Raw genomic sequence first — 12,888 nt, forward strand, 5'->3', positions numbered from 1 at the left:
AGTAATTAAGTTATTTTAGTTTGCCCGTTGATTATATGAAAAAGATTCATTGCTTTACTATCAGTAAGTGAAGCTACAAAGCCACAAGCGTTAAGCATACATTCATATTCTGTTGTGCCCAATCTTAAATCTGTTCCACAGGCTTTATAAATCAATTGGTCGTAATGCGTCTCATTACCTTTATATTTATTGAGTTGAGCGATAATGGTAGCATGTAAAATATCTTGTATCATTTTATATCCTGCTAATTCCTTTTCGATGACTTCTGGGTGCTGGTAAACTCGTTCAATGGTGATTTTTAATATATCGTCGATCTGTGGTTTGTAAGCAGATTTATCCATTAATGAACAAGTAAAATTACCAGCCAAAATAGTTGATTCATTTTCCATGAATATCCTAACTGCATCATTGATCAGGCTATTAATTGCTAGTGATCTCAAATAGGTTAACCGTTCTTGTGTACCTGTAAGTTGAGTGTAGGTTTCAATCTTTATTGAATCCTTGACTAGTTTAATTAGTTGTTCCAAAGCATGATCTTCACTTATATAGCCTAAATTAATTCCATCTTCAAAATCAATAATAGTATAGCATATATCATCGGCGGCTTCAACAAGATATGTAAGTGGATGACGATGAAAAGGTTCCTGCTTATTTTCAGTTTTTAAACCTAATTCATTGATCACGTCATTAAAATGATCCACATCAGCTTGAAAAACACCATATTTTTTCTGGGAGATGTGTTTAGTAGGACGATGTGGTAATGATTCTTTAGGGTATTTAATGAATGCACCTAATGTTGCATAGGACAAACGTAGGCCACCAGGAGTTCCTGGGCTATTTTGATTAAGTAAGTGATATCCATTTGCATTTCCTTCATATAAGAGTAGGTCTTGTTTCTGCTTTCGCGAAAGCGTGTCCCATACCATTTTATCCACACGAGTATTAAAATAACTTCCTATTGCTTTTTCACCGCTGTGTCCAAATGGAGGATTTCCTATATCGTGAGCCAGTGCGGCTGCAGCTACAATTGCCCCAAAATCTTGTTGTTTATAACCAAGTTCAACCAGATGTGGATGTTTTTCTAATATTGCTTTACCTGTCATTCGACCCAACGATCTACCAACCACACTTACTTCTAGACTGTGAGTGAGTCTAGTATGCACAAATCCTGATTGACTAAGTGGTATTACTTGAGTTTTATCCTGAAGGGTTCTAAAAGGTTTAGAAAAAATAACTCTGTCATAATCCACCTCAAAACCTAATCGTAGTTCATCTTGCTGGTTTCTAGGCCTAGGCTTTTTGTCTCCAAATCTTTTAAGTGACAGTAATTGCTCCCAGTTCATACGGTACATTTTTTTGCAAGATAATGTTTTGAATGATTTGGTGATTACAATTTGAAATTTACTATTTCTTAACGTAAGAATCTATTAAAGTTAATGTTGAGGTAACCTTTGTACACGTGTATCCTTAGTTCTTTTGCAAGATGAAATTTAATGTAATGAAAAAGTATTTTTTATTTAGCTTTTTACTTGTAAGCGCCTTATTGTCAGCCCAATCTGGTAAGGTAGCAGGATTAGTAACCGACGCTGATTTTGAGAATGAACCACTTGCCTTTGCTTCTGTAGCGTTAAAGGGGACTTCTTTAGGTGCACAAACTGATATGGATGGAAATTACAGTATTACAGCACCAGTAGGGACTTACACTGTAATTTTTACGTATGTAGGTATGCAAACAGTCGAAATCGAAAATATTGAGGTTAAGGCTGGATTTACTACTACGGTAAATACTCCTATGACAGCTAAAGCGGACCAGCTTACTGAAATCCAAATTACTGTTGCAAAAACAAGAGAGAGTGAAGAGGCTCTTATTCAGGAAAAGAAAAATTCGGTAACTATTGTACAGTCGATAGGTGCAGAGGAGCTATCTAAAAAAGGGGTAAGTGACGCAGAAGGCGCAGTTACTAAAGTAAGTGGTGTGAGTAAGCAATCTGGTGTAAAAAATGTTTTTGTACGTGGATTAGGTGATCGCTATAACTCAACTACTCTTAATGGTTTGCCATTACCATCTGATGATCCAGAATATAAAAATATTTCATTGGATTTCTTTGGGTCAGATTTGTTAGAAACAGTTGATATTAATAAAGTGTATACTTCAAATATCACTGGTGATAATGCAGGTGCTAATATTAATATAGATTTAAAAGGTTTGTCCGGTCGCAAAGCATTTGGATTTGGTCTTTCTACTGGTGTGAACTCTCAAACTGTCGGAGAGGATTTTAAGAGTATCGATGGCGAGGGATATTTTGGGTTCAGTGATTCTAATATTCCAGTAAATAACCTTGCCGTATACGGATTTGAAAATAATCTTGCTCCTAACACGAACAGTTTTGCTCCTAATGTAGGTTTCTCTGTAATGGGAGGAAGAAGAATTGATATAGGTGATAATTATTTAAATGTATACGGATTATTGACCTTTGATAATGGTTATAGATTTTTAGAAAGAGAAGTAAAAAACACGACTAGTAATGGTTCTTTATTTTTTGATGTAGAAGGTCAAAATTATAATTATGATACCCAACAGATAGGAATGGTAAACTTGGATTATCGAATGGGTAAAAATAATATTGAATTCATTTCTCTTTACATCCATAAAAACACACAAAGTTTTCAGGAGTACGAAGGTATAAACAACCCAGAACAAGATGGTGATAGAGTTTATATCAATAGACAGCAAACTAATGATAACAATCTTTTCGTAAATCAGTTATTGGGAAGGTTTGATCTGTCTGAAAAGCTTGAATTAAAAGTTAAGGGAAGTTTTAATGCCATAAGAGGAAGTGAACCTGATCGTCGTGATTTTCAATATCTTTTCCGAGATGGATTCTATAGTCCAGACGTTGATTCTGGTGGAAATAATCAACGTTATTTTAGTGAACTTCAAGAGAATGATTATAATGCTATAGTGAAGTTAAAATACAATTTGAATAAGGATATAGATAATGATCTATTAAACTATATCGAATTAGGTGGAGACTACCGCAACACACATCACGTGTTTAAAGCAACTGTTTTCAATCATACTTTTAACACACGTGTTGCCGTTGATATCAACAATCCAGATTCAGTATACAATCAACCATCATTAACTGCTGGTGTTTTTAGACTAGAGACTGGGCGTGGTAGTGCTATCAATCCAGAAGCATTTACTCCTTTCTTCTACATTGGAGATAAGTCTACAATTGCAGGAAATTTAAATTATGTTAAGGCGTTCAATGAAAAGTTCTTGATTAACGTAGGTGGTAGATTTGAAAATATTAATCAAGAAGTTGAGTACAATACCAACATTGCACGTAGCTCAATAAATGGTCCTTCTGAAATTAATGAAAGCTTCTTCTTACCGAGTTTGGGTGTTAAATACACCATTAATGAAGAGAATATCGTTAGACTAGGAGCTAGTCAAACTTACATGTTGCCTAGGTTTAAGGAGATTGCTCCTTTTAGATATGATGGAGTTCAGTTTGCTATTCAAGGTAATCCAGATCTAGAAATATCTAACATTATCAACCTAGATGTAGCATATGAATTTTACCCTTCAAAAGGTGAATTAATCTCATTAACTGGTTTTTATAAGAATATCTCAGACCCAGTTTCACGAGTTGAGATTCCATCTGCAGGAAATACTTTAACGTATTTAAATGTAGGTGAAAAAGCAACAGTTTTAGGTATTGAGCTTGAAGCTAAAAAAGATTTTGTGACTAAGGAGATGACTACACTTAATGATGTAGTAAGAGAATCTAAGCTATCTGGAGGAATTACTGCTTCTTATATCAACAGTAAGCAAGATCTAGATAATCCACTAGCACAATTTTCTGAGGATTCAACTGAATTACAAGGAGCTGCACCATTTTTGATTAATGCAGATATTAATTATAATACATTCATAGGAACTAGCAACCTAAATACAGCTTTAGTTTTCAGTTACTTCAGTGATAGAGTATACTCTGTGGGAACAAGAGGATTTGAAAACATTACAGAAAAAGGAGTTCCAACATTGGATTTTGTAAGTAGTTTAAAATTAGGTGATAATAGTAAAATATCCCTTAAAGCAAGAAACCTGCTTAATCCAAAGATTCAATTAGAACGTGATGGTGAATTAGGTAACGTTGTGTTAAGCAATTATAAACGTGGAGTTGATATTAGCCTAGGTTATAGCTACCAATTTTAAAAGTTTGATAAAGTTTAGATAACATTAATCGTATAATAACGATTCATATTTGCACAACTAAATTTTTTAAAATTAACTAACACGATTACAATGAAAAAAGCAATCTTATCTTTATTAACTGTTGCAGCACTTACTTTCACATCTTGTGAAACTGATGATGATGTAAATGGTGGTGGAAACGGTAACAACAACGACCTAAATCTTTCTGGAAACTTAACTGAAGACAGAACACTAACTGCAGGTAACGCATACGTATTAAACGGCCCATTGTTTGTGAAAAATGGTGCTACATTAACAATAGAAGAAGGAACTACTATTACAGCTCAGGCTGGTGGTACTGATGTTTACTTACTAGTAGAAAGAGGTGGAAGAATCATTGCAGATGGTAGCCCATCAGCTCCTATACGCTTTACAGCTAGCTCACAAGCTCCTGCTGCTTGGGGTGGAGTTATCATAAATGGTAACGCATGGATTTCTGGACAAAACCCAGCTGGACAAAACGAAGCTGGTACCGAGGTTAACACTGGTGTATTATTTGGTGGAAATAATGATACTGAAGATTCGGGTATCCTTGATCACGTGATCATTGAATATACAGGAGCACGTATTGATGGTAGTGCAGAACATAATGGACTTACATTAAATGGTGTAGGATCTGGAACAACTTTGTCTAACATCTGGATTAAGGATGGTGATGATGATGCAATTGAATTCTTTGGTGGTTCTGTAAACGCTTCAAACATTTTTGTACTTAATGCAAAAGATGACATGTTCGATTTCACACAAGGTTATAGAGGTACTTGTACAAACTTATATGGTGTACGTGAGCCTGGTTATACAGCTGTTACTTCAGACCCACGTGGTATCGAGGCAGATGGTAACCTAGACGGTAACTCACCAACTGACAATGTACAATCAGACTTCACTGTTCAAGATATTACAATAATCAACAGTGGTAACAACGTAGAATTCTCAGATCTTATTAAAGTAAGAAGAGGAGCAACTGCAACTATCAACAATGCATTGGCATCTGTAACTGGTACTGCTACAGCTTCTGACTTTATTGATTTAGAAGATAGTAGAGGTGATTCTACTAGCGCTACTGTGGTTAACGCTACTGCTGGTGGTAATGCTGATGGTACAGACGTTAAGAATGCTCCTGGAGCTACGGTAAATGTTTCAGCTTCAAATACAGGTGCTGATGCTTCAGTATTTGCTTGGACTGGCTATTCTTTCTAATAAGAAACAACACTATAGATAAATGAAAGAACCGCACAAGTGCGGTTCTTTTTTATTTAAATGATTTTAGTTTGGTTCGCTTTCGCGAAAGCGTAATGAATCTCTCCTCAATATAAATAACGATTAGATAACATTGTAAAGGATTTTTTTAACGACTTTTGCGGGTCGAAAATTTGTATATAGATGCCAGATATTTATCTAATAATGCTCATCATTCTAGCAGGTCTAGCGATAACCGATCTAGTGGTAGGTGTGAGTAATGACGCTGTAAACTTCTTAAACAGTGCTATAGGTTCCAAGGCGATCAACTTTAAAACCATCATGATTATTGCGAGTGTGGGAATTGCTTTTGGAGCTCTTTCTTCCAGTGGAATGATGGAAGTTGCTCGTAAAGGAATATTCATTCCATCTCAATTTGATTTTAGTGAGGTGATGATCATTTTCATGGCGGTAATGATAACCGATGTACTGTTGTTAGATTTTTTCAATACGATGGGATTGCCTACTTCTACAACAGTTTCTATTGTTTTTGAACTTTTAGGCGCAGCGGTTTGCATGTCTTTGATCAAAATTTCTCAAGTTGGAGAAGAATCCTTTCTAGACCTAGGTAAGTACATTGAATCAGACAAGGCACTTCAAATAATCATGGGAATCTTGTTGTCGGTCGTCATCGCCTTTACTATTGGAGCACTGGTGCAGTTTATTTCACGTTTAATGCTCACCTTTGACTATCGTAAAAGGCCAGCTTTTTTTGCTGGAATTTTTGGTGGTTTATCACTTACTAGCTTGTTTTACTTTATCATAGTAAAAGGTCTCAAAGGAGCTGATCTAGGTAAGGTAGGCGAGCTAATAGCAACAACTAGCGTTTCCAAGATTATTACGATTTCGGCTATTTTCTGGACCTTGTTCAGTTTTGTTTATGTCATTCTACTTAAAAAGGATATCTACAAACTAATAATAATCATGGGAACCTTTGGTCTTGCCATGGCTTTTGCAGGTAATGATTTAGTGAACTTTATTGGTGTGCCTATTGGTGCTTATCAAGCTTATGAATACGCTATCACACAGCCTGGAGATGTTTCTGGTGTTGCAATGGATTTTCTAGGGAACAAATTACCTTCTAACAAGTGGTTGTTAGTAGTGGCTGGTGTGATAATGGTAGCAACTCTATGGTTCTCATCAAAAGCCCAAGCGGTTGTTAAAACCTCAGTTGATCTTGCTAGACAAGATACAGGTACTGAACGATTTAAAGCTAATGCTTTGTCAAGATTTTTAGTACGTTATTCATTAAGAGCTGCAGAAGGAATTCAGGCAATTTTACCAGAAAAAACATCAAATTATATATCATCCAGGTTTGAAAAAGTGGCGGAACTCGATGTGGTGCCTAAACACGAGGATAAGCCTGCATTTGATTATGTGCGTGCTAGTGTGAATTTAATGGTAGCAGCTATTTTGATCTCGGTTGCTACTTCTTACCAATTGCCTTTATCTACTACCTATGTAACGTTTATGGTTGCTATGGGTACTTCCCTTGCTGATCGCGCATGGGGTACTGAAAGTGCTGTTTATAGAATAGCAGGTGTTATTAATGTGATAGGCGGTTGGTTCTTTACAGCTTTTAGCGCTTTTACAGCTGCTGCGATAATGGCCTACTTAATTTATATAACTAATAACTACGCCATATTTCCATTAATTATATTGGCTGTGTTATTGCTATACCGTAGTTATTTAGCTCATAAAAAATCTGTTACTAAAATTAAAGAGACTGATGAGCTTAAAAAGGCAGAAAGTAAAACCATTCAAGGTATTATTCACGAGAGTTCTGATAATGTTTCAATGGTGTTTAAGCGATCAAAACGTATTTATAATAATACTCTAGAAGGTTTGATGTCTCAAGATTTAAGTGTTCTTAAATCTTCTAAAAAGGAAAGTAATAAGCTAGGTGAAGAAATAGACGATCTTAGGAATAATATTTTCTACTTTATAAAGAATCTTGATGAACAGAATCTAGGAGCAAGTAAATTTTACATTGAAGTTTTAGGACATCTACAAGATATGACTCAGTCTTTGGACTTAATTACAAAGAATAGTACCAGACATATTAGTAATAATCACAAGAGTTTGAAGTTCAATCAAATGAAAGACCTGAAAGAGGTTATTACTGAAGTGAGTCAAATACTTAGAAAAGCAGAACAGACTTTTAAGAACAAAGAGTTTTCATCACTTGATGAAATAATTAGATCAAAACGTGAGTTGCTTGCATTAGTCGATGCAAAAATCGATAGACAGGTTAAACGTACTAAGGATGATGAGCAATCTCCTAAGAATACTACTTTATATTTTAGCCTTTTGTTAGAAACTAGGGACTTGATTGAAACAACCATGCAAGTAGTAGAAGAGTATTATATACAGTACGATAAAAAAGTAGACTTAGAATAAAAGGATGACATCCTTTAATGAAATAAAGCTCTGTATGTTCTACAGAGCTTTTTTTATACTTGTTAGTAGATCATAGCAGATCTATTTATTTCTTCAGAACAACATTTATTTATCATTCAAATTAATATTTACAGCTTACCTGTAAAGCCTCAAATGAATGTTATTGTTTGAGAAGTTTTCTTTTAGGTCAAACGTATTACTATTGCATATGTGTCAATAACATATAGCGTATATATAATTCCTACTTAAATAAAAAGAGCCCGATTAGGGAATCGGGCTCGTAGTAACGACAAATGAAATAGGGGAAATCTAAGTCGCTACTTGTACTTCAGATGACTTTTTATTGTTGCGCCAGTTGTAAATTCTGATCTTGATTCTATGTACCATGTACAATAGGATAGGAACTATAACTAGGGTTAAAAAAGTTGCAAAAATTAGACCGTAAATAACAGTCCAAGCTAATGGTCCCCAGAATATTACGTTGTCACCACCAATGAAAATTTGTGGGTCAAATTCAGTAAATAACGTAAAGAAATTAATATTTAATCCAATCGCAAGAGGAATAAGTCCTAGAACTGTTGTGATGGCAGTTAATATAACTGGTCTAAGCCTAGCCTTTCCTCCTTTAACTATAGCTTCAAACATTTCTTTTTTAGGAAGAATTTCATCGTCACCAAGTTCTAATTTCTCACTGCGTCTTAATTTAAGTAAGTCTATATAATCAATAAGCACCACACCGTTATTTACCACGATACCTGCAAGTGAAATTATTCCCATCATTGTCATTAAAATAACAAAAGGATCTCCCGTTATAATCAACCCTAAGAAAACACCAATAAAGCTTAAGAAGATGGCGATCATGATAATAGTAGGTTTAGATATAGATCCAAATTGAAATACTAAAATCAAGAAGATCAGGAATAAACCACCGAATAGAGCACTCATTAAAAATGCCATCTCTTTTTCTTGCTCTTCAATTTGCCCTGTATAGTCAACTTTTATACCATTTGGAATCGTAAAGTCAACCATCTCTAATTTTATTGATTCTACTACGGCTCCAGCATCGGTGAAACCTGGTTTAAGAGCAGAGTATACTGTAACCACACGTTTTGCATCCTTATGCTTAATAGCACTAAAGCTAGAAGTATTACGTTGTTTAGCAATAGCACTTACTGGTATTTCTTTTACCTGTCCTGTTACCATATCTCTAAAGGTTATTCTTTGATTAAAGATCGCACTACGATCATAGCGTTGATCTTCGTTAAACCTTACATTGATGTCGTAATCTTCACCGTCTTTTTTATAGATACCCGCTTTTTCACCAAACACTGCTCTTCTAAGCTGCATTCCTACTTGGCTATTACTTATTCCTAATTCACCAGCTTTTTCACGATCAACTTCAACAATCATCGAAGGTTTACTTTTATTTACATCAACCTTTAATTGATCAACTCCGGCTACATTTCTGGTGTTGAGAAATTTTACCATTTGTTCTGCTGTTGATATAAGCTCGCCGTAATCAGGACCTTCTAATTCTATATTCACAGGATATCCTTGTGGTGGTCCATTTGCATCTTTTTCTACTGAAATAGCAACTCCAGGGAATCTACCTTCTAGAGTTTCTTGAACTTTTTTACGTAAAACTTCACTATCTCTTAATTCTCCGTCTTTTCCTTCACGAAATTTATATTCACGCATACTCGCGGTGATTTTACCCTTATGAGGCATCTCTGCCGAGCTACCACCGTCTGTTTGAGGATTACCAGCTCCCATTCCTACTTGAGAAACAGCGCTTTCTACAAGTACGTTTCTTCCGTCTTTCATATAGAAATCATCGTTGATCACTTCATAGACCACTTCTTCAATTTCTTTGGTAATACTGTTTGTTTTTTCAATTGAAGTTCCTTGAGGATATTCTATGTAAACAATAATTTGATTAGGCTTATTATCTGGAAAAAATTCAATTTTAGTTCTTCCAGATGCAACAGACCACCCAAAATATGCCATTAAAATTCCCACAAACATCACCGCCATACCAATCATAAAGATGTATGGTTTTATACCGCTCAAGGCAAATCTTAAAAATCGCTCATATAGATTATCTAACCATACTAAAAACGTGCGCTGGAATCCACGAGTAAGAGGTTTGATAGCAAACTTATATAGCCAAAATAAAACCGCTACAAGTATCATCAAAGACCCTAAGCCAGATACAGGTCCACCTACTAATAAGATAAATATTCCTAGAGGAACCATGATAGCGGTTAGGTATATTAAGGATTTTATAGACAAGTTGCGGTCGTCAATTTCCATGAATTTTGAAACTAGCATGGAGTTAAAGAATATTGCGACAAATAAGGAACTTCCTAAAACTATAGAAAGAGTAATTGGGAAATATTTCATGAATTGTCCCATTAATCCAGGCCATAAACCCAATGGAACAAATGCCGCAACCGTAGTTAGAGTAGAAATAATAATTGGAATGGCGATTTCACCTACTCCTTTTTTAGCAGCTTCGATACGTGACATGCCTTCTTCATCCATCAACCTATAAACATTTTCAACAACTACAATACCATTGTCAACAAGCATTCCTAGCCCCATAATCATAGCAAATAATATCATTGTATTTAAGGTGTAACCAAATAGGCTGATAATGGCAAAGGACATGAACATAGACATAGGTATTGCAAAACCAACGAATAAGGCATTTCTAAACCCTAAGAAGAACATTAAAACACCTACCACCAGTAGAATACCAAAAATGATATTATTAACTAGGTCATCTACTTGATTAAGTGTCTTACTAGATAAATCATTAGTCACAGTGATTTCTAGGTCAGAAGGCAATGCTCCAGAATCCTGAGACTCCTTAATTACCTCACGTATATTATCTGCCGCAATAATCATGTTTTTACCAGAACGTTTCTTTACGTCCAGCATTACTACCTGATCACCTGATTCCCTTGCAAATGTATTTTTGTCTTCTTCTTTAAATTTGATGGTAGCTACATCCCTTAGGTAAATAGGTCCATTTTCATTTTTGACTACAAAATTTTCTAATTCTTTAGGGTTGTCGATTTCTCCTATAATTCTAATAGTACGTCGTTGACCACTAGATTTTAAATTACCAGCACTTACGGTTGCATTTCCTCCTCTTACCGTATTTAAGATGTTATCAAAACTTACCTTGGCTGCTGTCATTTTATATATATCAACAGCAATCTCTACTTCAAGATCTTGAGCACCGCGTATGTCTACTTGTTTAATTTGCTCTATATCTTCAATTTCATCTTCTAGATATTCGGCAAAGGTTTTAAGTTTACGTACAGTGTAATCACCTTTGATGTTGATGTTCATTATAGGCATTTCCTCACTAAGGGTAAGGTCAAAAACATTAGGAGTAACCGGCTTATCGTTAAATGTAGGCCAGTCTTCACCAGCAGATTCTTGGTCTACTTCGTCTTTCACACGTTGTTTAGCAGCTTCTACAGCTATATCATCATCAAATTCAACAATGATTATTGAATAGTCCTCTTGAGATGTAGATTCAGTTTCTGTTACGCCACTAATATTTTTAAGCTTATCCTCTAAGGGATCGGTAATCAATCGTTCAACGTCCTCAGCCGTATTTCCAGGCCAAACACTTGAGATGTAAATTTTTGTTTCTTTAATTTCTGGAAAATCTTCCCTAGGCATGCTGTTGTAAGCATTTAATCCTAGAAAGAAGATTATTACCATCATGACATAAACAACAACACTGTTGTCAATTGCCCATGATGAGAGTTTAAACTCTTTGTCACTGTTTTTCTTATTTGACATACTTATGAGTTTATAATATTAATTTCTTGATCTGGTTTTACACTACGAGCACCTTCAGTGATGATTTCATCACCAGGTTCAAGACCGCTTAGGATCTCGATATAATCACCAGAAGCTTTCCCTGTTGTTACCTCACGTCTTTTTGCAATTAATCCGTTTTCGCCTTGAGCGGTAACCATCACATATTGATCACCATCTTGATTCTCGTTTATTACATTAAGAGGAACTAAAATCGCATTTTTAGAGGTGTAATCATTTATACGCAGTTTTGCTGTAAGATTAGGTTTGATGTTACCAGATTTATTGTCAACAGGAACCTCTATAGAAAATGAGCGATTTGACGGGTTAATATAATTACTTGTTTGTCTTATTTTACTCTTAACGGTCTCACCTAAAACTGGGAATTCAACTATAACATCAGTATTTTTATTAATTGCGGTCAAATAAGTTTCTGGAACGTCTACTTTAAGATACATGTCCTTAAGACTTACTAATCGGAATAGAGGCATGCCTGGACTCACCACATTTCCTTGTTCTGTAATGACGTCGTCAATAGTTCCTGAAAAAGGTGCTGTTACTACTGTTTTGGCAAGTTGTTGTTGCATTGCGTTTATTGAGCGCTCTTGAGCTTCATAATTAGCTTTTGATTGCAGATATTGAATCTCTGAACCTATGTTTTGTTCCCAAAGGCGTTTTTGACGCTCATAGGTAGTTTTAGCAAGTTGAGCTTGTACCTTCATTTGTTCAAGGTTTTGAGCGGCACCACCATCGTCAATTCTAGCTAGTCGTTGACCTTTTGACACTCGCTGTCCTTCTTTTACATAAACTTGGGTAAGTAATCCAGCTGTCTCAGGCATTACAGTGATGTTCTGTTTAGTATCTACACTACCTTGCAGTTCTACATAATGATTAAATAGGGTGTCTTTTAACACCATAGTACTTACTTGTGCTTTAATTGCCTCGCCTTTACTCTTTTTTTCATAGGCTTCAATTTTAGCAATCGTTTTTTCTATAGTCTCTTTTTGTTTCTTTAATTCAGATTTTTTTGTTGCAAGAGCTTGTTTGTCTCCAGCAGCAATTAATTCTTCAGCGGTTTTTTCTCCACCACAAGAAATCAGAAATAAAGCAACTGCTATGGTTAAAATATGTTTCATGATAGGATA

The 12,888-nt window shown here is 35.3% G+C and carries 6 protein-coding genes; 3 read left to right on the top strand and 3 right to left on the bottom strand.

The window, feature by feature from the left end; all coding sequences use genetic code 11:
- Window positions 1–5 precede the first annotated feature (5 nt).
- Window positions 6–1,343: a dGTP triphosphohydrolase gene (gene dgt / locus BST91_RS12680; protein WP_085775601.1), complete on the bottom strand. Its 1,338-nt coding sequence runs from the start codon at window positions 1,341–1,343 to the stop codon at window positions 6–8.
- A gap of 155 nt (window positions 1,344–1,498) precedes the next feature.
- Between dgt and BST91_RS12685 the strand changes: the two genes are divergently transcribed.
- The 3 genes from BST91_RS12685 (at window position 1,499) to BST91_RS12695 (ending at window position 7,903) form a co-directional block, all read left to right on the top strand.
- The gene (locus BST91_RS12685; protein ID WP_169709783.1) at window positions 1,499–4,225 is read left to right on the top strand and encodes a TonB-dependent receptor; all 2,727 of its coding nucleotides are present in this window, start codon (window positions 1,499–1,501) and stop codon (window positions 4,223–4,225) included.
- A 90-nt stretch (window positions 4,226–4,315) separates the two neighbouring features.
- Window positions 4,316–5,464 (top strand): hypothetical protein, encoded by a 1,149-nt coding sequence (locus tag BST91_RS12690; RefSeq protein ID WP_042276251.1) that lies wholly within the window; start codon window positions 4,316–4,318, stop codon window positions 5,462–5,464.
- 183 nt (window positions 5,465–5,647) lie between these two features.
- A complete protein-coding gene (locus tag BST91_RS12695; protein WP_085775603.1) occupies window positions 5,648–7,903 on the top strand; it encodes an inorganic phosphate transporter in 2,256 nt (751 codons plus the stop codon).
- Between the two features lie 309 nt (window positions 7,904–8,212).
- On the opposite strand, the gene BST91_RS12700 is transcribed toward BST91_RS12695, so the two are convergent.
- A complete protein-coding gene (locus BST91_RS12700; protein ID WP_085775604.1) occupies window positions 8,213–11,725 on the bottom strand; it encodes an efflux RND transporter permease subunit in 3,513 nt (1,170 codons plus the stop codon).
- 2 nt (window positions 11,726–11,727) lie between these two features.
- A complete protein-coding gene (locus BST91_RS12705) occupies window positions 11,728–12,879 on the bottom strand; it encodes an efflux RND transporter periplasmic adaptor subunit (protein ID WP_042277254.1) in 1,152 nt (383 codons plus the stop codon).
- Between the last annotated feature and the right edge of the window lie 9 nt (window positions 12,880–12,888).

This window comes from Nonlabens tegetincola (genome assembly GCF_002117085.1).
In the GTDB taxonomy this organism is placed as follows: domain Bacteria; phylum Bacteroidota; class Bacteroidia; order Flavobacteriales; family Flavobacteriaceae; genus Nonlabens; species Nonlabens tegetincola.

What these genes read in the sequence shown, in the direction of transcription:
- BST91_RS12690 (WP_042276251.1), top strand. Translation starts at nt 4,316, where the DNA reads ATGAAAAAAGCAATCTTATCTTTATTAACTGTTGCAGCACTTACTTTC.
- BST91_RS12705 (WP_042277254.1), bottom strand. Translation starts at nt 12,879, where the DNA reads ATGAAACATATTTTAACCATAGCAGTTGCTTTATTTCTGATTTCTTGT.
- BST91_RS12685 (WP_169709783.1), top strand. Translation starts at nt 1,499, where the DNA reads ATGAAAAAGTATTTTTTATTTAGCTTTTTACTTGTAAGCGCCTTATTG.
- dgt (WP_085775601.1), bottom strand. Translation starts at nt 1,343, where the DNA reads ATGAACTGGGAGCAATTACTGTCACTTAAAAGATTTGGAGACAAAAAG.
- BST91_RS12695 (WP_085775603.1), top strand. Translation starts at nt 5,648, where the DNA reads ATGCCAGATATTTATCTAATAATGCTCATCATTCTAGCAGGTCTAGCG.
- BST91_RS12700 (WP_085775604.1), bottom strand. Translation starts at nt 11,725, where the DNA reads ATGTCAAATAAGAAAAACAGTGACAAAGAGTTTAAACTCTCATCATGG.